21 protein-coding genes are annotated in these 25,186 nt (G+C 62.2%); 7 read left to right on the top strand and 14 right to left on the bottom strand.

Annotated elements, in window-relative coordinates; translation table 11 throughout:
• The first annotated feature begins 616 nt into the window (after positions 1-616).
• Positions 617-2,581 (top strand): M23 family metallopeptidase, encoded by a 1,965-nt coding sequence (locus ACFWYE_RS17570; protein WP_326889526.1) that lies wholly within the window; start codon positions 617-619, stop codon positions 2,579-2,581.
• An 18-nt stretch (positions 2,582-2,599) separates the two neighbouring features.
• Here the strand turns inward: ACFWYE_RS17570 and ACFWYE_RS17575 are convergent, their stop codons facing one another.
• From ACFWYE_RS17575 to ACFWYE_RS17590, 4 genes are all read right to left on the bottom strand, one after another.
• Positions 2,600-3,439 (bottom strand): diguanylate cyclase domain-containing protein, encoded by an 840-nt coding sequence (locus ACFWYE_RS17575; RefSeq protein WP_379113150.1) that lies wholly within the window; start codon positions 3,437-3,439, stop codon positions 2,600-2,602.
• A gap of 163 nt (positions 3,440-3,602) precedes the next feature.
• The gene (locus tag ACFWYE_RS17580; protein WP_379113151.1) at positions 3,603-5,150 is read right to left on the bottom strand and encodes an MFS transporter; all 1,548 of its coding nucleotides are present in this window, start codon (positions 5,148-5,150) and stop codon (positions 3,603-3,605) included.
• A gap of 120 nt (positions 5,151-5,270) precedes the next feature.
• The gene (locus ACFWYE_RS17585; RefSeq protein ID WP_379113152.1) at positions 5,271-6,767 is read right to left on the bottom strand and encodes a L,D-transpeptidase family protein; all 1,497 of its coding nucleotides are present in this window, start codon (positions 6,765-6,767) and stop codon (positions 5,271-5,273) included.
• Positions 6,768-6,924: 157 nt separating this feature from the next.
• On the bottom strand, positions 6,925-7,290 hold the full coding sequence (locus ACFWYE_RS17590; RefSeq protein WP_379113153.1) for an MmcQ/YjbR family DNA-binding protein: 366 nt from the start codon (positions 7,288-7,290) through the stop codon (positions 6,925-6,927).
• 159 nt (positions 7,291-7,449) lie between these two features.
• On the opposite strand from ACFWYE_RS17590, the gene ACFWYE_RS17595 reads away from it, so the two are divergent.
• The 3 genes from ACFWYE_RS17595 (at position 7,450) to ACFWYE_RS17605 (ending at position 8,957) form a co-directional block, all read left to right on the top strand.
• Positions 7,450-7,854, top strand: a complete 405-nt coding sequence (locus ACFWYE_RS17595) for a VOC family protein (RefSeq protein ID WP_379113154.1) — start codon at positions 7,450-7,452, stop codon at positions 7,852-7,854.
• A 58-nt stretch (positions 7,855-7,912) separates the two neighbouring features.
• The gene (locus ACFWYE_RS17600; RefSeq protein WP_379113156.1) at positions 7,913-8,449 is read left to right on the top strand and encodes an AAA family ATPase; all 537 of its coding nucleotides are present in this window, start codon (positions 7,913-7,915) and stop codon (positions 8,447-8,449) included.
• Between the two features lie 106 nt (positions 8,450-8,555).
• On the top strand, positions 8,556-8,957 hold the full coding sequence (locus ACFWYE_RS17605) for a DoxX family protein (protein ID WP_379066380.1): 402 nt from the start codon (positions 8,556-8,558) through the stop codon (positions 8,955-8,957).
• 8 nt (positions 8,958-8,965) lie between these two features.
• On the opposite strand, the gene ACFWYE_RS17610 is transcribed toward ACFWYE_RS17605, so the two are convergent.
• Entirely contained in the window at positions 8,966-9,367 is a 402-nt protein-coding gene (locus ACFWYE_RS17610; RefSeq protein WP_379066378.1) for a VOC family protein, read from the bottom strand.
• A 32-nt stretch (positions 9,368-9,399) separates the two neighbouring features.
• Complete coding sequence (locus ACFWYE_RS17615; RefSeq protein WP_379113158.1) at positions 9,400-10,803, bottom strand: PLP-dependent aminotransferase family protein; 1,404 nt, start codon at positions 10,801-10,803, stop codon at positions 9,400-9,402.
• 162 nt (positions 10,804-10,965) lie between these two features.
• On the opposite strand from ACFWYE_RS17615, the gene ACFWYE_RS17620 reads away from it, so the two are divergent.
• Positions 10,966-11,829 (top strand): DMT family transporter, encoded by an 864-nt coding sequence (locus ACFWYE_RS17620; protein WP_379113160.1) that lies wholly within the window; start codon positions 10,966-10,968, stop codon positions 11,827-11,829.
• Between the two features lie 84 nt (positions 11,830-11,913).
• On the opposite strand, the gene clpB is transcribed toward ACFWYE_RS17620, so the two are convergent.
• The 6 genes from clpB to ACFWYE_RS17650 form a co-directional block, all read right to left on the bottom strand.
• On the bottom strand, positions 11,914-14,520 hold the full coding sequence (gene clpB, locus ACFWYE_RS17625; protein ID WP_379113162.1) for an ATP-dependent chaperone ClpB: 2,607 nt from the start codon (positions 14,518-14,520) through the stop codon (positions 11,914-11,916).
• A gap of 243 nt (positions 14,521-14,763) precedes the next feature.
• Positions 14,764-15,621 carry a DUF4167 domain-containing protein gene (locus ACFWYE_RS17630; RefSeq protein ID WP_379113164.1) on the bottom strand — a complete coding sequence of 286 codons (858 nt, stop codon included), beginning with the start codon at positions 15,619-15,621 and terminating at the stop codon, positions 14,764-14,766.
• 324 nt (positions 15,622-15,945) lie between these two features.
• The gene (gene prmC / locus ACFWYE_RS17635) at positions 15,946-16,818 is read right to left on the bottom strand and encodes a peptide chain release factor N(5)-glutamine methyltransferase (RefSeq protein WP_379113166.1); all 873 of its coding nucleotides are present in this window, start codon (positions 16,816-16,818) and stop codon (positions 15,946-15,948) included.
• Between the two features lie 4 nt (positions 16,819-16,822).
• Positions 16,823-17,899 carry a peptide chain release factor 1 gene (gene prfA, locus ACFWYE_RS17640; protein ID WP_379066369.1) on the bottom strand — a complete coding sequence of 359 codons (1,077 nt, stop codon included), beginning with the start codon at positions 17,897-17,899 and terminating at the stop codon, positions 16,823-16,825.
• A gap of 17 nt (positions 17,900-17,916) precedes the next feature.
• On the bottom strand, positions 17,917-20,187 hold the full coding sequence (gene ptsP / locus ACFWYE_RS17645; protein WP_379066367.1) for a phosphoenolpyruvate--protein phosphotransferase: 2,271 nt from the start codon (positions 20,185-20,187) through the stop codon (positions 17,917-17,919).
• 76 nt (positions 20,188-20,263) lie between these two features.
• Positions 20,264-21,538 carry an aspartate kinase gene (locus tag ACFWYE_RS17650; protein ID WP_379066365.1) on the bottom strand — a complete coding sequence of 425 codons (1,275 nt, stop codon included), beginning with the start codon at positions 21,536-21,538 and terminating at the stop codon, positions 20,264-20,266.
• Positions 21,539-22,083: 545 nt separating this feature from the next.
• Here ACFWYE_RS17650 and ubiG point away from each other — a divergent pair.
• Positions 22,084-22,830 carry a bifunctional 2-polyprenyl-6-hydroxyphenol methylase/3-demethylubiquinol 3-O-methyltransferase UbiG gene (gene ubiG, locus ACFWYE_RS17655; protein ID WP_379066363.1) on the top strand — a complete coding sequence of 249 codons (747 nt, stop codon included), beginning with the start codon at positions 22,084-22,086 and terminating at the stop codon, positions 22,828-22,830.
• Positions 22,831-22,840: 10 nt separating this feature from the next.
• Here the strand turns inward: ubiG and ACFWYE_RS17660 are convergent, their stop codons facing one another.
• Both ACFWYE_RS17660 and ACFWYE_RS17665 read right to left on the bottom strand, forming a co-directional pair.
• On the bottom strand, positions 22,841-23,350 hold the full coding sequence (locus ACFWYE_RS17660) for a flavin reductase family protein (protein ID WP_379113168.1): 510 nt from the start codon (positions 23,348-23,350) through the stop codon (positions 22,841-22,843).
• 12 nt (positions 23,351-23,362) lie between these two features.
• Positions 23,363-24,484, bottom strand: coding sequence for an LLM class flavin-dependent oxidoreductase (locus tag ACFWYE_RS17665; protein WP_379113170.1), 1,122 nt, complete (start codon positions 24,482-24,484; stop codon positions 23,363-23,365).
• A gap of 107 nt (positions 24,485-24,591) precedes the next feature.
• On the opposite strand from ACFWYE_RS17665, the gene ACFWYE_RS17670 reads away from it, so the two are divergent.
• Positions 24,592-25,179 carry a winged helix DNA-binding protein gene (locus tag ACFWYE_RS17670; protein WP_379066357.1) on the top strand — a complete coding sequence of 196 codons (588 nt, stop codon included), beginning with the start codon at positions 24,592-24,594 and terminating at the stop codon, positions 25,177-25,179.
• Positions 25,180-25,186: the final 7 nt, after the last annotated feature.

Genomic DNA, 25,186 nt, shown 5'->3' on the forward strand with positions numbered 1-25,186 from the left:
CAGACCAGCAGAGTGTCGCTCACGCGGCTCTCTTGAATTTGTCCAACTCCGCGAAACCCAGAAGCGAACTTCTTCGTCGCCAGCAGCGTCGCCGCCCTCGTTGATGAGGCGTATATAGTCGGGTGGCGTTCGAAGTGTCAACAACGATTTCGAGTTTTTTGAATTTTTTGCGACAAATAAATCCGGGGTTTTTTTTCAGCGAGCTCCCGCCCTGCGGTTCCCTTCGGGCAGCCTGTCCTGACGAGCCACCATATATTCGCGGGCTAACGACAAGGAACACCATGGGATGTTTTCCCGTACCTATTGCGCTGCAGAGCGCGCCGGATATCGCTCGCCGCCCATTACCGGTGGAATGTACGCTAGGCAGCCCTGTAGCAAGAGCCAAAGCCCTATTGCCGCCTTATTGGAAGAAGAGAGCAGTTTTGGTGAAGGCAGCCGTGTCGTCCGCCATTCACCCGCCTCTTATAAGAAGCGACCCGTCAGAGAATGGAGACACGGCTGGAGTTCCCGCACACGTACGGGGCTTTCGTTGACTTCGTCGGCTGCGGCAGGCAAATGTCATGGCCTTGCAAGAGAACAGAGAAGAACCCGCCTGGGGAAGAAACCGCCTTTTTGAATGCAGGACACGGACGAGGTCATAGCCGAACTCGGCAACGAGCCGCCGCTGATCGCGGACGGTCGCAGCGGTCCGCCTGACCGCCGCGAGGTCTCGGCACGATGGCTGTCCGGCACATTCCTTACCGGCATCACCTCTTCCGTCTTGATGGGCGTGGCTCTCGTCGCCGCCCTCGATGGGCGCCAGCAACTGGCGACGCCGCCGGAAATCGCTGAACTCGCAAGCCTGGCGGATGGCGGAGATTCCGGCGAAGAGGCGAAGACCACACGTCTTGTTGCGCCGCGCCAGATCGCCAAGGCCAAGGACCGGCGGCGCATGGAAGTCTCGATGGTCACCAAGGTCGGCGACCGCGACGTCATCAACACCATGCCCTTCGTCCAGGTAAAGATGGCGCTTGCCGCCAACCACACCACCAACAAGTCCTATCCGCCCTTCGACCCGCTCCAGGTGTTCCGTGACGATGGTTCGGACTCATCCAATCCCGCCCCGGCGCCCGCTGGGCAGATCTACGGCGCCAAGGTCGAAAGCGAGATGAGCCTGAAGACGGTCGATTTCCCGATCGCGACGGCGGCTTTCGACGAGAAGAGCGACCTTTCGGCCGACGAGGTCGAGAAGGTGGTCCGCGGTGCCAGTGCCGGCCTCGGCGATGGCGCCGTCCAGGTCGCGGCTCTGCATTATGTCGACCCGCAGCGTTTCGGTGACCAGCTGACACAGTCGATCGCCGGCTCCTACGACGTCAAGATCGTGCCGGAAAACGTTTCGGTGGCACCACGTGCCGAAACCGAGACTGAGGCGCTGACCTTTGCCGAAGACATTATTCCTTTCACCAAGGACCGCGACATCGCGGAGGCTTTTTCCGATTCCGGCTATACCAATTCCGACGCCTTCGGCATGGCCGAGGCGATAGGCAAGCTTCTCAACACCACGGCGCTCAAGGCGGGCACCGTGCTGCGTGTCGGCCTCGAAGTCCGCGGCGATGCAGCCAAGGTCGTTCGCACCGGCGTCTATGACCGGACCCGCCATATCGTCACCATCGCACTCGACGATCGCGGCCAGTTCGTGCCAGCCGAGGAACCCGATCCCAATCCCGAGTTGCAGACCGCCTTCGACGATTCTCCTCCGGTGGTGGTGCGTGGCAACCTGCCAAGCATCTATGACGGCATCTACCGGGCTGCTTATTCTTATGGCTTGTCGACCAAGATGGCCCAGCAGGTCATCAAGATCCTGGCCTCCGATGTCGACTACCAGGCGCGGCTGACATCGAGCGATCGCCTCGAAGTGCTGTTCTCACAACCCGACAGCGACGACCAGGCTTCCGAGGACTCGGAACTTCTCTATGTATCTGCCGCCATTGGCGGCATGACCCGTACACTCTACCGCTTCCAGCTTCAGGATGGCAGCACCGACTATTTTGACGAGAACGGTCGCAGCGCAGAGCAATTCCTGCTGCGCAAGACTGTGCCGAACGGCACCTTCCGTTCCGGCTTCGGCGCGCGCCGCCATCCGATCCTCGGTTATGTCAGGATGCACACCGGCGTCGACTGGGCGGCCCCCACCGGCACGCCGATCATCGCAGCCGGCAACGGCGTTGTCGAAAAAGCCGGCTGGGCCGCCGGCTACGGCAAACAGACGATCCTTCGCCACGCCAATGGCTATGAGACATCCTACAACCACCAAAGTGCCTTCGCGCGTGGAGTCCAGCCGGGAGCACGCGTCCGACAAGGCCAGGTGATCGGTTATGTCGGCACCACAGGTCTGTCGACCGGCGCGCACCTTCACTACGAGCTGATGGTCAACGGCACCAAGGTGGATCCGATGCGTGTGCGCCTGCCCACCGGCAAGGTGCTGCAAGGCGACGACCTTGTCGCCTTCAAGCGCGAGCGCGAACGAATCGACGATCTGCTGAAGCAGCAGAACGGCACGGGCCTCAAAGTCGCCAGCGCAGGCGCTGCCACGAGCAAATAGCGACCTTCCAGAATCGGTTCAGTTGGCGATCGCACTGCCGTGCAGATCGCCACGTCCCAGCAGGCCGCGCCGCGACGGCTTGGCGGCATACATGGCCTGATCCGCCGCACTGATGAGCGCATTGGCATCAAGGCCGTCATCCGGGAAGACTGCAATGCCGACAGTGGCCCCGACTTCCAGTTGCCGCTCGCCGACCTGTCGCACCTTGCCGATATCGCGCGAAAGCCGTTGCGACAGGAAGAGCACGGATTCCCGACCAGGCACGGAGGGCACGACGATCCCGAATTCGTCGCCACCGAGCCGGGCTGCGGTAGCTCCGGCCGGAGCCGCTTGCGCGATCTGCTGCGCGACATCGATCAGCACCTCATCGCCGATCGCATGCCCATGCATGTCGTTCACCGGCTTGAAACGATCGAGATCGATGAACAGGACAGCGCAATTCGACTGGGATTGACTGGCGCTTTCGATTGCATGGGCCAGTGCTTCACGGAAACGCCGGCCATTGGCGAGGCCTGTCAGAGGATCGTGTCGCGCGGAATCATGGGCCAGCTGTTCGGCCGCCTCGCGACGCCTGATCTCGTGGGTAAGCTGCCTTGTCCGAATGACCAGAGCGACCAGAGAGGCAACACCGACACAGAGAAGCAGCGCGAGGATTTCATCGAGCTGCCAGTCCTCGTGAGCACGCGTGACCTCATAGAGCCATTCGAAAAGCTCGATCCTGACCGCGAGGGCAAAAAGCACGCCGACCAGCAATATCCAGCACCCGGCAAGGGCAAGCATGCGTCGATCTGGCCATTGGCGACCGCCAGCTGCGATCTCGGAAGAACCCAGCTCCCGCCGCAGATCATTCTTCGCCATGCACGCCCCCACTCGACGACAGGATCACGTCGTGTGTCCGTCTGGATTTTAGCACACTAGCGTCAGCAAATATCGTTCAATAGAAGCGCATCGCTTTATTAGGCGGTGGTCACCACAGCCGTGGCCCGATGATGAGCCATTCCTTACCGTGACCGTTCAAAGTTTAATGAGTTGCCGGACCTGCCGCAGCCTCGTCAGGCGGCGACGCCGGCCGTGCGGGCTGCGTCAGCCATGCGGTTATGGCCGCGACGAAACACATCGCTGCCGAGATCGCCGCAACGGCCTGGAAAGCACGGCCCGTTGCGCTTGCACGCAAAGCCTCCGCAGCCGGCTCGATGACGAACTGCGGCAACACTCCGAACTCCACGCCGCTCGCCGGACCGCCGGCAACGGCGTAGACCAGTCCGACCACCGCGCCCAGCGCGGCGACGGCCATCAGGCCGGCGATCCGCGCAACTGCGTTGTTGATGCCGGATGCAGCACCGGTGTCGCGATCATCGACCGACGTCATGATTGCCGTCGACAAAGGCGATACCACCAGCGCCATGCCAAGCCCCATCAGTGCCGCAAGCGGGAAAACACCGCTCCAGAAGCCATGAAAATCGGTCCCCGCCAACAAAGCCAGTCCGACAAATGCCAGCCCCACGACGAAACTGCCGAGGGTGATCGGCAGGCGTGCTCCAGTCCGATCGGACCATCGACCGACTGGGCCCGACAACAACGCGATCGCCGCCGACAATGGCAGGAAGATGAACCCCGCTTCCGCGGTGCTCAGCCCCCAGCCTGCGATCAGGAGCATCGGCAGGTAGAAAAGCACCGCCGACAGCGCGAAATACAGAAAGAAGGTCGCGGCATTGGCGCCGAAGAAGGCAGCAATCCGAAACAGCCTGAGATCGACCATCGGTTCGCGATGGCGGCTCTCCCACAACAGGAACACCGCAAGCGCGGCAAGACCGATCAGAAAGGCGGCGATGTTGACCATGACCGAGCCATTGCCGCCTTCCGAACTCATCGCGGTCAGCCCGTAAGCCATGCCGCCGAAGGCCAGTGTGGCCAGCGCCGCACCGCCGAGATCCAGGCCTTTTTGCTGCGTTGGAGAATCGGCAGGCACCTTGGCAAGCAGCAGCCAGATCGCAATCGCGCCGAGCGGCAGGTTGATGGCGAAGATCGCACGCCAGACGCCTGCGCCGAAGCTGGAGAGCACCATGCCGCCGAGGACCGGACCGAGGGCTGTTGTCAGGGCCGACGCAGCCGCCCAGATACCGATGGCGCGACCCCGCTCGGTTTTCGGGTAGGCCTTGGCGATGATGGCAAGGCTGCCGGGCACCATGACGGCGGCGCCGATACCCTGGATCGCCCGAAACAGGATGAGCAGCGGCGCGGTCGGCGCGAACGCGCAGGCGATCGATGCGGCAATGAACAGCGCGATCCCGGCAACGAAGGCGCGGCGCAGACCGAACCGGTCTCCGGCCGCCCCGCCAGCCAGGATGAGCGCGGACAGCGTCAACGCGTAGGCATTGGAGATCCACTGCGCCTCGACGAGGCTTGCACCGAGATTGGCGCGCAGCACCGGCATGGCGATCGAAAGCACGGAGCCATCGATGAAGCCCAGCGCGGAGGCGAGAATGGCGGCGATCAGCACATAACGACGGCTGCGCTGAGGACAGAAGGTTTCCTTCGAAGCCAAACCGCCGAGAACGCTGGCATCCATGCCTGTATCACTGCTCGCCTGCATGGCTTTGCTTAGCGCAGCCTTGCTGCGACCGGTATCGATTTTCGGACCAAACGTTGCGTCAAATCGAAAACGCGGCCTGTTTGTCCTCGGACAGGGCTATTCGATGAAATCGACCGGAACGCCGGGTTTCACCAACCTGGCCAGTTCGGCAGCATCCCAGTTGGTCAGACGCACGCAGCCATGGCTTTCGGTCTTGCCGATCTTCGACGGCTCCGGCGTACCGTGGATACCATAGGTCGGCTTGTCGAGCGCGATCCAGATCGAACCGACCGGACCGTTCGGTCCCGGCGGGATGGTCAGCACCTTGTCGTTGGCGCCCTGCTTGAAATTGATCTTGGGATTGTAGGTGTAGTTCGGGTCGAAAGCCACGCGTGACACGGCGTGCGTTCCGGTGGGCGAGGGTGTATCGGACGAGCCGATCGTTGCCGGATAGGCAGCGACCAGTTTGCCCGACCCGTCATAGGCCCGAACCTGCTTGCGGCCCTTGTCGGCAATGATGTGCGTGACCGGGGTCTGCGCCAACCTGCCGAAATTGACGACTTTCACCAGCGTTCCCGGCCGGTTGAAATTGACACCTGGATTGATCGCCTTGAGATAGGCCTCGTCCATATGGAAACGTTCGGCGAGCGCCTCGGTCACCGAGGTAAAGCTCATCCGCTCCAGCGTCGCCTTCTGGCTGTAGTCTTCCGGGATCGACGCGACATACGGCCCAGCCGCATCCTCGGGGGTGATGGAATAGCTGGCAAATGCCGGTCCGCCCGTCTTGTCCAGCTCGGCCTTGATGGCCGCAACATCGGTCGACTTGAGATTGGTGCCGGTTATTTCGCGATAGGCAGCGAGCGCCTTGTCCATGTTGGAGCCAAAGCGACCGTCGATCGCACCGGGCGAAGCGCCGGCGCGGTCGAGCAGCACCTGCAGCGCGGCGATGTCTTCGCGCGCGCCCAGCGACAGCGAAGGATTGATCGCCGACTTGCCCCCGGTCGATGGCTCGGTCGGAGCGACCGAACCATCCAGTGACGTCGGTTGCGCCGGATCGATCGACGCTTCCTTCAACGGCTGCCGCTCCACCGGTTGCGGTGCGGGAATGCCCTCGCGGTTGGCCGGCAAGGGATCACCATAGCGATCACGCTGGCCGGGCGCCGGCGGAAAAGTCTCGACCATGCCCCCGTCGGCGGGAGGAGGATTGTCGTAAAATCCGCTGTCGTCTTCCGGATACTGGTAGGCACGCCGATCTTCCATCTGCCGGCGGCGAAAACGGGCCATGTCCTCGGGATCGTCGAGATAATAACGCTCGTCGTCAGGCGCGCGCTCGACACGCCGTTCCCGGTTTTCAAGACGTAAGGCACGCCGGTCAAAACGCGTCTGCGGCGGCTGGATCGCGATGACCTTGCCGGTATAGGGATCGACGATGACGCGGTTGCCTTTGCCGTCGTAGAAAACCTGATAGTCGCCATTCTGGGCGACCTGGATACCCTCATCTGTACTTGCGACGCTGCTTTCCGCGATTGGCTGGTGGGTTGGCGCGGCCTGGGCGCCGAAGGCCAGCGTCACGCCAAGCGTCAGGGCTGAAAGCGAAAGCATCGTGCGCAGCATATAGTCCGAAGTCTCCGGCGCGTTCCGTCACCGATCTGGTCCACCGGTCAGGAGCCATACGTCTCCTGCGAGGCCATGATCCGCCTAACGATTCAACCATGAACTGGGCATGAACATGGCGGATTCGCAAGACCTGCGCGTTGAAAGCGCCGTCGCGCTACTCCTCCAATCCGAGTTCCCGCCGCTCGCGCCGGGTCAGATTGCGTGCAGCGAGGCGATGGCTATCCCTCAGGTAATCCTTCAGCGCCTCGTCATCCATGCTTTCGCTGGTCACGCGTTGGATCCATTTCATTCCGCGCGAGGCAAGATAGGGCGCCGGCCTGCAGCCGGGCTGTTCCTTCAGGATATCGTACGCCATGTCCGAACACTTGAAGGTGAAGAAGGGAATTTCAGCTTCCTTGCTCCAGCCGCCGATGGCGAAGACTTTGCTGCCAACCTTCCACACATGGGCGCCGCCCCATTGCACCACATGATGGCTGGCTGGCAGCGAAGCACAGAAGCCATTGTATTCGTCGAGCGTCAAATCGGCCTCCGTTGAATCGCGATACCCGGCGCTTTTATCGCTTCTGCGGCGCTTTGGAGCAATTCCAGACAGTTGGCATCTCGAACACCGGCAAGTGGCGCAGGCCAGAATCGATAGGCCGGCCTAAAAAGCCTCGTCGGATATCCAAGGGACGTGCCCATGTTCAGCCACGTGACTGTCGGCGTCAGCGACCTCGATCGCGCAGGGCGCTTTTATGACGCCGTGCTTTTGCCGCTGAATCTTCAACGGCGCCCCGTCACGCCTGACGGCGGCCCGGCATCCGCCTGTTGGGTGGGCAAGGACCACACCTTGCCGCGTTTCTACGCCTATATTCCCTTTGACGGCAGACCGGCGAACGCTGGTAACGGCTCCATGGTCGCGTTCCTGGCTCCTTCTCCGGAGGCCGTTTCGACTGCCCACGCCGCGGGTGTTGCCGCAGGTGGATCAGACGAAGGCGCGCCGGGTTCTCGCCCCCACTACGGCGATGGCTATTTCGGCGCTTATCTCCGCGACCCCGACGGCAACAAGGTGCATATCGTCCACCGTGGCGACATTCGGGACTGATCATCCCGCCGGCGTCGCCAAACTTGGACGCTCCGGCCGCATCGTGTAAGAGGCGGCCATGATAAGCTTTGCAGGCGAGATCCTGATCCTGACCGGAGCGCCGGGATCGGGCAAAACCACCACCGCCAAGGCACTCGCGGCGGAAGGCGGATCGGCAAAAGTCCATCTTCATTCCGACGATTTCTGGCACTTCATCAAAAATGGCGCCGTCGCGCCCTATCTGCCGGAAGCCCATCAGCAGAATGCCGTGGTGATCGATGTCCTCGCCAGCGCGGCAGAGGGTTACGCGAAAGGCGGTTTCTTCGTCATCATCGACGGCATTCTCGGCCCGTGGTTCCTGGAACCTTTCACGACACTTGGCGTACCGCTGCACTATGTGGTGCTGCGGCCCCCTCTTGAGGTAGCCATTCGCCGCTGCCACGACCGCGGCGGTGACACGCTGACGGACCCGGAGCCGATCGCCGCACTGCACCGGCAACTTTCCGACTTGGGGGAACTGGAACGGCATGCCATCGACATCGGCAACCAGGCTCGTGAACAAACGCTTGCCACTGTAGTTGAAGCCCTGCGCGGCGGCACGTTTCGTTTGTCCTGACCGACCGCGTCGCCACGGATCAGCAACAGCTAAAATCTCGAACAGTTTATTGCCCTGTTATCGGGTGCGGCCGCTATCAGTACCGGGCTGAACACGGAAGAAGCCCATGATCGACATCGATGCACTGCGACCGCAATTTCTAAGCATACTGCGAATTGTCAGCGCCCTCACCCTGCTGCAATACGGCACGGGAAAGTTGCTGGGGTTCCCAGCCCTTGAGCGCGTCCCTGCGATGTTTTCCCTGCCATGGGTTGCCGGTACCCTGGAACTGATCGGCGGCGCTCTGCTTCTGCTCGGCCTGTTTACCCGGCCTGTCGCCTTCGTCATCTCCGGCCTGATGGCATTTGCCTACTGGATCGGCCATGCGCCGAATTCGATCTTCCCGATCCTCAACGGCGGCAACCTCGCCATCGTCTATTGTTTCGTGTTTCTGTACCTGTTTGCCGCGGGTCCCGGTCCATGGAGTCTCGATGCCTACCGGAAATCGCCAGCGTCCGCTGCGGCTTGAACCAAATTTCAGGCTTCACTCTTCGGCTCGTCATAGTGGATGAAGGCGAGCTTGTTGCCGTCGGGGTCGCGCACATAGGCGCCATAGAATTCGCCACCATAGCGCGGCCGTCGGCCAGGATCGCCTTCATTGGCACCACCATTCTGCAAGGCGATCGCGTGAAGACGCGCGATACGGCTTGGTCCATCGATAAGGAAAGCGGTCATCGCGCCATTGCCCGCACTGGAAGGCCTGCCATCGAACGGATATCCGATCGAAAACCGTGTAAAGGTGGTATCGCCCCTGCGCCCCCACGAAGCGGATGTCTCATCGAGGAAGCACTGATCGAGCCCCATCTCGGCAAACAGTGGCTGATAGAATCGAAGCGCCCGCTCCATGTCGTCGACACCGATGCTGGTATAGCTGATCATTCCGCCTCCCGGTTTTCGCTATCGCAATCAACTCAACCGTGCATGGCCTTGGCCAGTACGTCGAACACCTTTGGATCCTGCGACTGAGCGACGTTGAAACGCAGGAAACCATTCGCCGTCCGTGACAGGCTGAACGCATTGCCGGGTGCCAAAACCACACCATCGGTCAGAGCACGGCGGGCAACGTCGGCCGCGTCGAACCCATCCGGCAGACTGCACCATAGGAACATGCCGGCACGCGGTTCGATCCAGGGCCTGATACCGAGCGGCTCGAGCCGCTTCGACGTATCGACCATTGAAGCCGACAGGCGCTGCCGCAATGTTTCGACATGCTTGCGGTAGCTGCCGTCCTTGAGCAGGGAAAGCACCAGTTCGGCTGAAAGGTGCCCGCCGCCGAAAGTGGTCGAGATCTTTAGGTCAGTCAGCCGTTCGACCCAGTCGCGCGGCACCGCGATGAAGCCGCAACGCACCGACGCGGACAGCGTCTTGGAAAAACTGCCGATATGGACCACGCGGGAGAGCCCGTCGAATGCCGCCAGCCGCGGCGCCGGCTCCGTCTCGAAATCTGCGAAGATATCGTCCTCGACGATGGTCACCTCGAACTGGTCCGCCAGCTTCAGCAGGCGATGCGCGGTGACTGGCGAAAGGGTCGCACCAGTTGGATTGTGCAGCGCGGAATTGGTGATGTAGAGGCGCGGCCGATGCTCGGTCAGCGCCTGCGCGAACAAATCGAGGTCCGGCCCGGTCGGCGTATAGGGCACGCTGACGATGCTGGCGCGGTGCGCTCGCAGCAACGCATGAAAATTGAAATAACATGGATCGTCGACCAGTACGGTATCGCCGGGCTCGATGAGAAGCCGGCACAGGAGGTCGATCGCCTGCGTGCCCGACTCCGTCAGCATGATCTGGTTGGGGGAAGCCTCGATGCCGTGCTCGCCCATGCGCCTTGCAAGCAGTTGCCGCAACGGCGCCAGCCCGAGCGGCGTGCCATAGTCAGCCAGCGTCGCATCCCCGGCATGGGCAAGGCCGCGCAGCGCGCGCCGCAACGCCTGCTGTGGCATCCAGTCGGCGGGCAGCCAGCCACAACCGGGCTTCAATACCCCCTCTCCGGCCTCCAGGGACTGCCTCGAAATCCACAACGGATCGATCTCGCGATCGAGCCTCGGGCCGACCTCGGCAAGCGAAAGCGGGGCCAGCGGACCACAGACATAGAAGCCTGATCCCGGCCGCGAGCGGATCACACCCTCCGCTGCCAGCCGCTCATAGGCCTCCACCACCGTGGAGGTGGAGACCTGCATGGTCTTGGCGAAGGCCCGCACCGAAGGCAGCTTGGCGCCGGGCGTCAATTGCCGTGCGCCGATACGCTGCCGCACTGTCGCCATGACGGTCTCGATCAGCGTCCCGTCCTTGCTTGCGGGTGCAGCAATCCCGTCCATCTGTATTGCCACCGTATCCATAACAGTTTGATTGAATTGTATCTCAGCGTATCTGGCGGCGCTACCCCCGTCCCGCCGATAAGAGCGCAACGATTGCAGGCAAGATCCCGTCAAGTTGCAGACTTTACGGACAAGGGTCATGCGAAAAGGAAGAGTGTACGCGTGGACAAGACGACGAGTGGATGGTTCAACGGTTTCCTGGGGGTGCTGATCTTCAGCGGTTCGCTGCCGGCAACGCGAGTCGCGGTGATGGATTTCAGCCCGGTCTTCCTGACGGTGACACGTGCCGCCCTGGCCGGCCTGCTCGGCCTCGCCCTTTTGCTGGCCTTTCGCGAGAAACGCCCAAGCCGGGACGACCTGATCTCACTCACCATCGTGGCGCTCGGCGTCGTGGTCGGCTTTCCGCTGCTCACCGCACTCGCGCTCGAGCACGTCACTTCGGCGCACTCGATCGTCTTCATCGGCCTGTTGCCGCTTGCGACGGCGATCTTCGGCGTGCTGCGCGGCGGCGAACGGCCGCGTCTGGCCTTCTGGGTGTTTTCCTGCCTGGGTAGCGCGCTGGTTGCCGGATTTGCCTTGTCGCGCGGCCTTTCCGCCTCGCCGGTGGGCGACGCCCTGATGCTGGCGGCCATCGTCGTCTGCGGGCTGGGTTATGCGGAAGGTGGAAAACTGTCGCGACGGCTGGGCGGCTGGCAGGTGATCTGCTGGGCACTGGTGATTTCACTGCCGCTGATGCTGGTGCTGACCTTCGTCACCTTCCCGCCCTCCCTGGCCGGTGTCGGCATGCCGGCATGGATAAGCCTCGCTTACGTGTCGCTGTTCAGCATGCTGATCGGCTTCGTGTTCTGGTATCGCGGACTGGCGCAGGGCGGCATCGCCGCCGTCGGGCAGTTGCAGTTGCTGCAGCCCTTCTTCGGCCTCGCCTTGGCGGCTTTCCTGTTGCACGAACAGGTCAGCGCCGCCATGGTGGTCGTCACCCTCGGTGTGGTCGTGTGTGTCGCCGGCGCCAAACGGTTCGCCAGGTAGAACGTACTTTCGATGCGAAAAAGCGCGCCCCTTCACCTGAAGAGGCGCACCTAGTTTTGACAACAGCAGTTGCGCGAACTGCTGTTAAGCAGCCTGTTCGGCAACCACGGTCGGCTTCGAACGGAAATTCAACCTGTCCGAGCCGGCGGTCACCTTGACGGTCGAGCCGTCGAGGATCTCGCCCATCAGGATTTTCTCCGCCAGCGGATCCTGCAGTTCCTTCTGCATCACCCGCTTCAGCGGCCGTGCACCATAGGCCGGATCGTAGCCCTTGTCCGCCAGCCACTCGACAGCTTCATTGTCGAGGTTGAGTGTGATCTTGCGATCGACCAGCAGCTTCTCCAGCCGCTTGAGCTGGATCTCGACGATCTGACCCATGTCCTTGCGGCGCAGCCGGTGGAACAGGATCACTTCGTCGATGCGGTTGAGGAATTCCGGACGGAACGAGGCTTTCACCACCGCCATCACCTCATCGCGTACAGCATCGACATCCTGGTCTTCGCCGAGACCGACGAGATATTCGGCACCGAGGTTCGACGTCATGATGATCAGCGTGTTGCGGAAGTCGACCGTACGGCCTTGCCCATCGGTCAGCCGGCCGTCATCCAGCACCTGCAACAGGACGTTGAAGACATCCGGATGCGCCTTCTCGATCTCGTCGAACAGCACGACCTGGTACGGGCGCCGACGCACGGCTTCGGTCAGCGCACCACCTTCCTCATAGCCGACATAGCCGGGAGGGGCGCCGATCAGACGGGCAACCGAGTGCTTCTCCATGAACTCCGACATGTCGATGCGCACCATCGCGGTCTCATCGTCGAACAGGAACGAGGCGAGCGCCTTGGTCAGTTCGGTCTTGCCGACACCGGTCGGTCCCAGGAACATGAACGAGCCGATCGGCCGGTTCGGATCCTGCAGGCCGGCACGGGCACGCCGTACAGCCTTGGATACAGCCTGCACCGCTTCGCCCTGACCGACGACGCGCCTGGCGATCTCGTCTTCCATGCGCAGCAGCTTTTCGCGCTCGCCTTCCAGCATCTTGTCGACCGGAATGCCGGTCCAGCGCGACACGATCTGGGCGACGTGATCCGGCGTGACCACTTCCTCGACCATGCCGCCGCCCTGCCCGTCGCGGGCCTCGGCATCGGCGAGCTGCTTTTCCAACTCGGGGATCCTGCCATAGGCAAGTTCGCCGGCACGCTGGAACTCACCCTTGCGCTGTGCGATGGCCAGTTCGTTGCGGGCGTCGTCGAGATCTTTCTTCAGGTCTGCGGCGAGCCCGAGCTTCTGCTTCTCGGCCTGCCACTTCGCGGTCAAGGCGTCGGACTCTTCCTCGAGCCCGGTCAGCTCCTTTTCGAGCCGGACCAGACGATCCTTGGAAGCGTCGTCCTTCTCGACTTTCAGCGCTTCGCGCTCGATCTTCAGCTGCATGATACGGCGGTCGATTTCATCCAGCGCTTCCGGCTTGGAATCGACCTGCATCCTGAGGCGCGAGGCCGCTTCGTCGACCAGATCGATCGCCTTGTCGGGCAGGAACCGGTCGGCGATGTAGCGATTGCTCAGCGACGCCGCCGAGACCAGCGCCGAGTCCGAGATGCGCACCTTGTGGTGCTGCTCATACTTCTCCTTCAGACCGCGCAGGATCGAGATCGTGTCCTCGACTGTCGGCTCCTCGACAAAGACCGGTTGGAAGCGACGGGCAAGGGCCGCGTCCTTCTCGATGTATTTGCGGTATTCGTCGAGCGTGGTCGCTCCGACGCAGTGCAGTTCGCCGCGTGCGAGCGCGGGCTTCAGCAGGTTGGAGGCGTCCATCGCGCCATCCGCCTTGCCAGCGCCGACCAGCGTGTGCATCTCATCGATGAACAGGATGATACCGCCGGCTGCCGAAGTGACTTCGTTGAGCACCGCCTTCAACCGCTCTTCGAACTCGCCGCGATATTTCGCACCTGCGATCAGCGCCCCCATGTCGAGCGCCATCAACTGCTTGTCCTTCAAGCTTTCCGGCACGTCGCCATTGACGATACGCAACGCAAGGCCCTCGGCGATCGCCGTCTTGCCGACACCGGGCTCACCGATCAGCACGGGATTGTTCTTGGTGCGGCGCGACAGCACCTGGATGGTGCGGCGAATCTCGTCGTCGCGGCCGATGACCGGATCGAGCTTGCCGGCACGGGCGTCCGCGGTGAGATCCCGTGCATATTTCTTCAGCGCATCGTAGCCCTGTTCGGCGGAGGCGGAATCCGCGGTACGGCCCTTGCGGATATCATTGATCGTGGCATTGAGCGCCTGTGCGGTCACACCGGCCTTGGACAATATGTCGGCGGTCTTGGCGGACTTCTCCATGGCGAGAGCCTGCAGCAGTCGCTCCACGGTCACGAAGCTGTCGCCCGCCTTCTTGGCAAGGTCCTCAGCGGTCGAGAACACCTTGGCCAGCGGTTGCGCCAGGTAAAGCTGGCCATTGCCGCCTTCGACTTTGGGCTGGGCATTGAGAGCCGCGTCGACAGCGACTTCGACAGCGCGCGGGCGCCCGCCGGCGCGCTCGATCAAAGACGCGGCAAAACCCTCGTCATCGTCGATCAATGCCTTCAGGATATGTTCCGGGGTGAACTGCTGGTGGTTGCGGTTCAGTGCATACTGCTGTGCGGACTGGATAAAACCGCGGACGCGTTCGGAATATTTTTCAAGGTTCATCATTGTCTCCTTCCGTCACCGGCCCGCTTTGCGGCACCGGATCAGCCTTGGTGACGGACCCGCTCGTCTGAGCCGGATCCTGTTCAGCCGTGATATGGGACGTAAGCCCTTGTCTCTCAAGACGCATTGATACCGATCAAGGCAGATATTTATCCGAGCCGCCCGAGGAGGGACTATAGCCCAGCCAAACAAAAACGGCGGAGATTTCTCTCCGCCGTCCGTGATCTCGAAGGGAACCTGTGCTCAGCTGTCGGCGCCGGCCGTTTCAGCCGTATCGGCAGGCGCTGCCTCGGCAGCTTCAGCCTTCGGCTTGCGCGGCCGCCGCATGGTCTTGCGCGGCGCTACCGCTTCAGTTTCTGCCTCACGCGCTTCGGCATGGGCGGCAAGCTGCGCCGGGTTGAAACTCTCGAACTGTGGTGCTGGTTCAGCAACGGTCACCGGCGTCGGCTCTTCGGCTGCGACGACCGGAGCAGCTTCTGCCGGGGCGGCAGCCTGGGGCTGCCCATCCTCGCGCCTGTTGCCGTTTTCTCCGCGCGGGCCACGGTCTCCACGCGGCCCATTCTGGCCGTGGCCATTGTTGTGGCGGCGATCGCGATGGTGGCGATTGCCATTGTCACGGTTGCTGTCTCGGTAGCCACCTTCGCGGCCATTGTTGTCGCGGCCGCCCTCGGAGTTGAGCGCCACTTCGGCGGGAGTGCCTTCAATCACCGGCTGTGGGCCGGAACCGTGATTGGCCGGCTGCTGGCCTTCGCCCGCATTCCCGCTGTTGTCGAATTCATCGCGCTCTTCATCGAGTTCGTCATCGAAATCGTCGCGGTTCTGCTGGAAATTCTGGATCGGCATCTGTGCCTGGGCGGCGGCAATGATGCGGTTGTAGTGTTCGGCATGCTGGAGATAGTTCTCAGCCATCACGCGGTCACCCGAGCTCATCGCATCACGGGCGAGGGTCGCGTATTTCTCGGCGATCTGCTGGGCGGAACCGCGGATCTTCACATCCGGACCGTTGCTCTCGTAATTGCGGTTGAGCGGGTTCGGCCCTTTGCGGTTGTTGTTGTTATTATTATTGTTGTTGCCGCCGCCGCCATTGTTGCGACCGCGCATGCGTCTATTCTGCTGTTGTGGCCTCATAAGGGTCTCTTCGCTTCAAAAACTTGAAAATCTTCGCATACGGCGGCGCTCATGCAGCCTGCCGTTTCGCTGTTTCACCGGTGCTCGCCCGCATCGATTGCGTTGGCGCCACGTGTCATCCTGTTCCGGTTACATCACTTTCCGGACGATTCCCGCACGAAGCTTGAGCGTCGTTTCGCAAGAAGGCAGCTATTTCAAAGGAACCGAATCGCTAAGAGCACTGCCTGCTTCGTCTCATCCGGTAAATCGACCCTAGCCGCATTCCTTAGCCTTGCCAAGCGGTTTTTCGCCGCGCCTTCAAGCTTTTCCGCCACTTGTGAACAGTAGAACGCGATCGTTTCCGGCAAGATCGCGCAGCGCTGTTTTCATGAGGAATCCTGCATCCAGGAAAATATCGGTCACTTCTGCCTTCTGGCTGCTGCCGATCTCAACGGCGACCACGCCGTCGGCTTCCAGATGCCTGGCGCTTTTTGCAGCAATTGTCCGATAGGCATCTAGCCCATCGACACCGCCATCAAGCGCCCGCAATGGATCGAAATTGCGCACCTCCTTCTGCAGCGTTTCGATCTCAGCACTCGATATATAGGGAGGGTTGGAGACGATTACATCAAATCGACCCGAAATTGCTTCAAACCAGTCGGATCTGACGGCACTAAACCGCTCTGAAAGGCCGAGATCCCGAGCATTGCGGGCTGCGGTGGCAAGCGCATCCTCGGAAATGTCCACGCCTACGGCTCGCGCCTGCGGGGATGCCGCGAGCAGCGCCAGCGCAATGGCACCGGTTCCCGTGCCGAGATCGAGGATACGGCAGGCCCCTTTGCGTTCACCTATCTCGGCGAGCAGCGGCAGCATCGCATCCACCAGCGTCTCCGTGTCGGGACGCGGTTCGAGGGTTTCAGGCGAAAGCCCAAGCCGCAACCCGTGGAATTCGCGATAGCCGAGGATTCGATGCACCGGTTCGCCGGAAATCCTGCGGGTCAGGGCGGCATCGACGGCTGACAGCATATCGGTACCGATGACACGGTCGGAATCCACGATCGCCTCGGTGCGGGTCGTACCGGTAAGGTCTTCGACCAGAAGCCTTGCGTCGATCACCGCACCTTCAATGCCGGCCTCCACGAGGCGCCTGCGCGCCGAAAGCAACAGCTCGGCAAGGGTCGTGCCTGTCACGGCCTCACCCTTCCTTCATCTCCGCCAGAAGCCTCGACTGGTGGTCAGCGATCAGCGCGTCGACCACTTCGTCCAGCTCCCCCTCCATCACGCGGTCGAGCTTGTAGAGCGTAAGATTGATGCGATGGTCGGTCAGGCGCCCCTGCGGGAAATTATACGTGCGGATGCGCTCGGAGCGGTCGCCAGAACCAACCTGCGACTTGCGCGATTCCGAACGCTCCTCGTCGGCGCGGCTGCGTTCGAGATCGTAAAGCCGCGCGCGCAGGATCTGCATGGCACGCGCCCTGTTCTGGTGTTGCGACTTCTCCGCCTGCACCACCATGATGCCGGTGGGCAGGTGGGTGATGCGCACGGCGGAATCGGTGGTGTTGACATGCTGGCCACCGGAACCGGACGCACGCATCGTATCGATGCGGATGTCTTCCGCCTTGATCTCGATATCGACTTCCTCGGCTTCCGGCAGCACGGCGACCGTCGCCGCCGAAGTGTGGATGCGCCCTTGTGCTTCCGTGGCCGGCACGCGTTGCACCCGATGCACGCCGGATTCGAATTTCATATGGGCGAAGACGCCCCTGCCGGAAACCGAGGCGATGATTTCCTTAAACCCGCCGACTTCGCCGTCGCTGGCTGAAACAACCTCGAAGCGCCACCCCTTGGACGCCGAGTAGCGCTCATACATGCGGAACAGATCGCCGGCGAACAGGGCGGCCTCGTCGCCGCCGGTGCCGGCGCGGATTTCCAGGATGGCGTTGCGTTCGTCGGCGGCATCCTTCGGCAGCAGCAATACCTGGATTTCCTGCTGCAAGGCTTCGATACGGCTCTCCACCTCCGGCAGATCGGCCTCGGCCAGCGCGCGCATCTCGCTATCCGTGCCCTTGTCGCCGAGCATCGCTTCGAGATCTTCCCGCTCGCGCTCCGCGGCACGCAGTTCCCGGATTTTGGCGACCAGTTCCTGCATGTCGGCATATTCGGCCGCCATCTTCACATAGGCATCAGGTGCCGGCCCGGCCGCCATCTGCGCTTCGAGCATGTCGAAACGCTTGACAACTTGGTCCATGCGGTCGCGGGGCAGATTGATCATGGGGTGTCGAAGGCTTCTTACAAAGGAATGCCGCGGTCATCCGCGAAGGCCTGCAGCAGCGCGCGGATCGGCATACCCGTGGCGGGCTGGTTGAGGTTATCGGCGAAGAAGGCTTGCAGCTCTTCCAGCGGCAGGTCGGTCAGCATCGCCTTGACTGGGCCGATCGCCGCCGGCGACATGGAGATGGAACGGAAGCCAAGGCCGATCAAGGCCATGGCCGAAATCGGCTTGCCGGCGAGTTCGCCGCAAAGTGTCACCGGCGTATTGTTGCGATGGCCGGCATCGGCGATCTGCTTCAGCACACGCAGGAACGGGATCGAGACCGGATCGAAGCGATCGGCCAGTTGCGTGTTGCCGCGGTCCACCGCCATCACGAACTGGAACAGGTCATTGGAGCCGACCGAGACGAAATCGACCGACTTCATCAGTTCGTCGAGCTGGAACAGCAGCGACGGCACTTCCAGCATCGCGCCCAGCTTCAGGCTGGTCGGCAAATGGTGGGCGAAGCGCGAAAGATGCCTCACCTCGCGCTCGATGATCTCCCGCGTCTGCGCGATTTCACCAAGCTCGGTCACCATCGGCAGCATCAGCTTCAATTCACGCCCGCCGGCGGCCTTGAGCAGCGCACGGATCTGCGTCCGCAACAGGCCGGGGCGGTCCAGAGTCAGACGGATCGCCCGCCAGCCAAGTGCCGGGTTCTCTTCCTGCGTGGCATTCTTGAAGTAGGGCAGCACCTTGTCGCCACCGATGTCGATGGTGCGGAAGGTGACAGGCTTGCCGCGCGCGGCTTCCAGCACATCGCGGTAGAGTTTTTCCTGTGCCTCGGCGCGCGGGAAGGTCGCCGCCACCATGAATTGCAGCTCGGTGCGAAACAGGCCGATGCCTGCGGCGCCCGATTCAGTCAGCTGCGGCAGGTCGACAGCAAGGCCGGCATTCATCAAAAGGTCGACCTGCACGCCGTCACGGGTGACGGACGGCTTCTTGCGCAGCTCCCGGTAGAGTTCCTGCCTGCGCGCACGGAAGCGCACCTTCTCCGCATAGGCCGCCTCGAGATCCTGCTGTGGCCGCAGATGAATGGCGCCCTCGTCGCCGTCGACGATGATGGCATCGCCGTTTTCCGACATCGACACCGCGCCCTTGACCTGGCCGGCCACCGGAATGCCCATGGCGCGCGCAACGATGACGACGTGGCTGGTCGCAGCGCCCTCTTCCAGCACGAGCCCGCGCATCTTGTCGCGCGGATAGTCGAGCAACTCGGCCGCCCCCATCGAACGGGCGACGATGATGGCATCCTTCGGCAGCGAGGCGGCCACGTCTTCAGGCCCGCGCCCCATCAACTGGCGCAGCAGCCGGTTGGCGAGGTCATCAAAGTCGCTCATCCGCTCGCGCAGATAAGGATCGGTCATGTGAATCATGCGGGCGCGCATGTCCGACTGCACTTTTTCCACCGCGGCTTCCGCCGTAAGGCCGTTGCGGATCGCCTCTTCCAGGCGGCGCACCCAGCCACGATCATTGGCGAACATGCGGTAGGCTTCCAGCACCTCGCGATGTTCGCCTTCGAAGGCGACATCTCGCCGCTCCAGCATGTCGTCGATGGAGAGCCTGAGCGAGCCGAGCGATTCCTCGAGCCGGCGAACTTCTTCTTCGCTGTCCTCGTTGAACAGGTTCGTGACGACGATACGCGGCTCGTGCAGCACGACATGGCCGAGCCCGACACCTTCGTTGAAGGACACACCCGTAAAGGAAACAGGACGGCTGAGATCGAGCTCCATGCCGGGGCGCGACAGCCGCGCAAGGTCGCCGGTCGCAACCATTTCGGCGATCACCATGGCCGTGGTCTCGAGCGCCTCGACCTCGTCCTCGCGATAGACGCGCTTGGTGCGGTTCTGCACGACGAGCACGCCGAGCGTACGGCCCGCCCTCAACACCGGCACGCCGAGGAAGGCGTGATAGATTTCTTCGCCGGTCTCCGGCAGATAGGCGAAGGCAGGATGTTCCTGCGCGTTGGACAGATTGAGCGGGCGCGCGCTTGCGGCGATCGTGCCGACGAGGCCCTGGCCGAGGCGCAACTGCGCCAGGTGAACGGCGTTCTTGTTGAGACCTTCGGTGGCATAGAGTTCGAGCACGGAGTCGGCGCGCAGGACATAGAGCGAGCAGACTTCCGCCACCATGTTGGAGGCGATGTCGCGCACGATTCGGTCAAGCCGATCCTGCGGCTCCAGCGGCTCCTGCATGAGCTCGCGGAGCCGTTTCAACAAAACGCGCGGGCCGATGGCCGTCTCACGCATCGCGGCTTCTCCAAAGGCGATTGGGCCGGTGCGGTTCCCTTCGCACCGGCCCGACGCAAAAACCGACTCGGGTCTCTTATTGCTTATCGAGACCGTAGACGGAATGCAAAGTGCGAACAGCCAGTTCCGTGTAAGGACCGTCGATCAGGATCGAAATCTTGATCTCGGAGGTGGTGATCGCGCGGATATTGATGCTTTTTTCGGCAAGTGCCTGGAAAGCAGTCGCTGCCACGCCGGCGTGGCTTCTCATGCCAATGCCGATGACGGAAACCTTGGACATGCCTTCGTCATGCTGGAGGGCATCGAAGCCGACTGTCTGCTTGACCTTGTCCAGCACAGCCAGGGCCTTGGCGACATCGCCGGAGGGCACGGTGAAGGTCATGTCGGTCGATTTGCCGTCTTCCGAGATGTTCTGGACGATCATGTCGACGTTGATGTTGGCTTCGGCGAGCGGGCCGAAGATGCCACCGGCCACACCCGGCCGGTCGGCGACGCGGCGCAGCGAGATCTGTGCTTCGTCCTTGGCGTAGGCAATTCCGGTGACGACCTGCTGTTCCACGATTTCATCCTCGTCGCAAATGAGCGTTCCGGGCGGATTGATCAAATCCCCCATGCCGGGCGCATCGGGATCGTCGAAGGACGATCGCACGAAAGTGCGCACCTTGTGTACCATGGCGAGCTCCACCGAGCGTACCTGAAGCACCTTCGAGCCGAGCGAGGCCATCTCCAGCATTTCCTCGAAGGAAATGCGATCGAGCCGCCTGGCCTTTGGCTCCATGCGCGGGTCGGTGGTGTAGACGCCGTCGACATCGGTGTAGATGTCGCAGCGGTCGGCCTTCACGGCAGCCGCGATCGCCACGGCGCTGGTGTCGGAACCGCCGCGGCCGAGCGTCGAAATGCGGTTGTCCGGCGCGATGCCCTGGAAGCCGGCGATCACTGCGACCTGGCCTTCCTTGAAACGCTGGATCAGGAACGAGCCGTCGATGTCGGTGATACGTGCCGCGCCATGCGCGCCATCGGTCTTGATCGGGATCTGCCAGCCATGCCAGGAGCGGGCGTTGATGCCCATCGACTGCAGCGCGATCGCGAGCAGACCGGACGTGACCTGCTCGCCGGAAGCGACGATGGCGTCATATTCGCGCGCGTCGAAGAACGGGCTGTTGGCGCCAGTTGCCTTGGGCATGCCTTGCACCCAGCCGACAAGCTCATTGGTCTTTCCCGACATCGCCGAGACGACGACTGCCACCTCATGGCCGGCCTCGACCTCACGTTTGACGTGACGCGCCACATTGTGGATGCGGTCGAGGTCGGCGACGGAGGTCCCGCCGAACTTCATCACGATGCGCGCCATGGGAGCGGAAAGCCTTTGAATGCAGGCCTGATGGCCAGGGATGGACAGGAAAGCCCCGGCTGGCCGGGACGCAAAAATGCGCGGCTTCCTTAGCCAAAACACAAGACCTTCGCAAGGCACACACGAGTGATGTGGCAGCGTGGCGCAAGTCTCTTGCGCCTTGGCTTGCTCCATTGCCCAAAGAGACTCGCCTTGGACTGGCTCTCCCTTTGAGCCGCCGATCCCCCAGCGGTCATGACATCGGAGCCGTTGACGCGGACATGAGCATGCATCTTCTCTCTGGCCGAGCACGCCGGCTTCGTGCGCCTGGTTTTGACCCATGATGGACTGGTGCCTGAGCCGACATTGCAACTGCTCGATGCCGGCTGGAGACAATACACGGGAAATTTGGTGGCGCTCGCCGAAACGCTTTGAGCGAAGCAGGACTTTGGAAAACAACGGCTTTGTGATGCCGCTTTGTCGCGCCGGAATGACGCGCGCACAAAACGCGCCTTGACAATCGGCTCCCTTCTGCCGACTTCCTTTCCCCCGAAGGAGACAAAGTCATGCCAGAGCCCCGACGGTCGACGATCGACGCCGGAGAAGTCGAGCGCTTTTCAGCCCTTGCCGCCGAATGGTGGAACCCCAACGGAAAATTCCGTCCGCTGCACAAGTTCAACCCTGTGCGGCTGGCCTATATCCGCGACCAGATCGCGACCCGCTTCGGCCGCGACGCCCGCGCGGCCAAACCCTTCGAGGGCTTGCGTATCCTCGACATCGGCTGTGGCGGCGGACTGCTGTGCGAGCCGATGGCGCGCCTGGGCGCCGAAGTCGTGGGAGCGGATGCTTCCACGACGAACATCGAAGTAGCCAGGCTGCACGCGGCAGAAGCCGGTGTGGCTGTCGACTATCGTGCCACTACGGCCGAGGATCTGGCCGATGCCGGCGAGAAGTTCGATGTCGTGCTCAACATGGAGGTGGTCGAGCATGTCGCTGACATCAACCTGTTCGTCGGCAAGTGCGGCGAGATGGTGAAGCCGGGTGGCATCATGTTCGTGGCTACCATCAACCGCACGCTGAAGGCACTCGGGCTGGCCATCATCGGTGCGGAATACGTATTGCGCTGGCTACCGCGCGGCACGCACAAGTTTGGCAAGCTGGTGCGGCCGGAAGAACTGGAGCACGCCCTGAGCGGCGCGGGCCTCGCCATAACCGATCGCTCCGGCGTCATCTACAATCCACTCGCCGATCGCTGGCAGCGTTCCAAGGACATGGACGTCAACTACATGGTGCTCGCCGAAAAGGCGGCCTGACTACGCCCGGTCAGGTTTCCGCCAGAAGCGGCCTGTAGGCGCCGCGCCAATAGATCAGCGCCTCGGCGGCGTCCTGGGTGCGTACGGCTTCGACCGAGCCGATGATGATCGAATGCGTGCCGCGATCGATCATTTCGTCGAGGCTGCAATCGAATGCCGCCACGGCATCAGCGAGAACCGAAGCACCGGTTTTCATCGTCGTCCATTGCACGCCGGCATAGCGGTCCTGCCCTTTTACGCCGCCGAAGCCCGAGAAGCGCTCGGCCACCTTCTGGTGCTGCGGTCCCAGTGAATTGACGGCGAAATGACGGTGGCGTTCGATGACCTGCCAGGTCGAGGACGAGCGGTTGACGCAGGCAATCACCTTGGGCGGTTCAGCCGATAGTGAAACCACCGAGATCACCACAAGGCCGGACCTGTCATCACCGACGCCGGCGGTGATGACGCTGACATTGCCGACGATAAGCCGCATCGCCGAGCGGAAAGTGCCGGCATCAACCGGTTCTGAAGCCATTGCCATGGTGATGGTCCCTTACGCCGCCGAGCGTGCGGCGGCAGCAGCCATCCGGATGCCGCGCTGTTCCAGGATCGGAAGCACGGTATCACGGAAATAGGGAAACTCCTCCGCATAGTCGACGAAGGAAAGCGTCGTGCCGCGAAAACCGGCCTCGTGCAGGGCAGTGATGCCATCGGCGACCTGCTCGGGCGTGCCCGTCAGGGGAAAACCGCCGTGACCGGCTGCCATGCGATCCCGGATAAGGGCGAGCAGGTCATGCGGGAACGACTGCGCATGCGCGAATTGCAGGCGCACCAGATTGTCGACCGCCGCCCAGTCGGCGTTGGTGCGGCCGAAATGCTCCAGATAGTCCCTCGCCTCCTTTTCCGTCGGCCGGCACACGACGTGGGAGAAGGTGAGCACGTCCACCTTGCGACCAGCTTCCTGGGCTTGACCCTTGAGGGCCTGGATCTCGTCCTTCGAGCGCGCCAGGTCGATCGCCGGCGTGAACAGGAAGTTGGCGTTGCGGATTGCAAAACGCCGTCCTTCTTCCGAACCGGCGGCGTTGAGGATCGGCAGGGGTGACGACGGTCGCGGATCGCCGAGCACATTCTTCAGCTTGAAATAGGTCCCGTCCCAATCAAAGGCTTCGGTGCGGCTCCAGAGCGCCTGGATGACGTCGAACCATTCCTGCGCATAGCCGTATCGCGTGATGTGATCGTCCGGCAGCGTCAGCCCCAGCGCTTCATATTCCGGCTTGTTCCAGCCGGCGACGATGTTGAGACCGATGCGCCCGGCACTGATCTGATCAATGGTCGCGAGCTGTTTGGCAACGACAACGGGATGGTTTGCCGTCGTATGAGTGGTGGCAAACAGGGTGATGTTGCGCGTCAGTGCCAGCAGTCCTGTCGCCCAGGTGACCGTTTCGAGCACGTTGCCGTGGAAGTTGGTCTCGCCGCCATATCCGATCCAGCGTGCGATCGGCAGCATGAAATCGATGCCGGCGTCATCGAGAAGCCGCGCCAGCCGGAGGTTGTTGTCCCAGGAATTGACCCACCGCTCAGGCACTTTGGTGACGGTCATGCCGCCGGAGCAGTTGGAAGCGAACGTACCAAGAAAGAAAGGCTGCGCAGTCACGCCGCCGCCGAGCATGCTCATATCGATATCCTCACCATTTGTTATATTTTATAATAGAAAGTCTATCATAAAACCTCATGGACGCAACCCGGTCCGCTGGTGCATGGTCGCAGCGCGAGGAGGCGTGGATGAAAGCCAAGAAGACATCGAACCAGAGGGATCTTCTCGATCGAGGCTGGCACCTTGCTCGCACGCCGCTCGAGATCGACGTCGCCGAAATCGAATACGCGCTGATGCGCTCCTACGAGGCTTTCGGCCGCTGGCAGGCAGAATGTCTTGAGACGGTGATCGAGTTTTCGGCCAGCGGCCCAGAGAACGCGCTGTTGCATATCATCCGCATGAACGACCGGCCGAAGAGCATCCGCGACCTCGCGCAGATGACCAATCGTGATGACATTCCCAACATCCAGTACAGCCTGCGCAAGCTGGTTAAGGCTGATCTCGTCAAGCGTCAGGGCAGCGGCCGCGCCGGGGTCACCTATGAGGTCACGCCGCTGGGGCACCGCGTGACGGAACGTTACGCCGATATCCGCTCGGCACTGCTGATCGATGCGGTAACGCGCGTGCCCGATCTTGCAGACAGGCTGGAAGATGCGGCACGCACGCTGGAATTGATGACAGGTATCTACGAACAGTCCGCTCGCGCCGCCGCCACCCACCGCAGGCGCCACCCGCAGCCGGAAGCAATCGGCGTTCGCGAGAACGACGAGGACTGAAAGAAGA

Origin of the sequence: Mesorhizobium sp. NPDC059025 (genome assembly GCF_042739655.1) — a bacterium.
Taxonomy (GTDB): domain Bacteria; phylum Pseudomonadota; class Alphaproteobacteria; order Rhizobiales; family Rhizobiaceae; genus Mesorhizobium.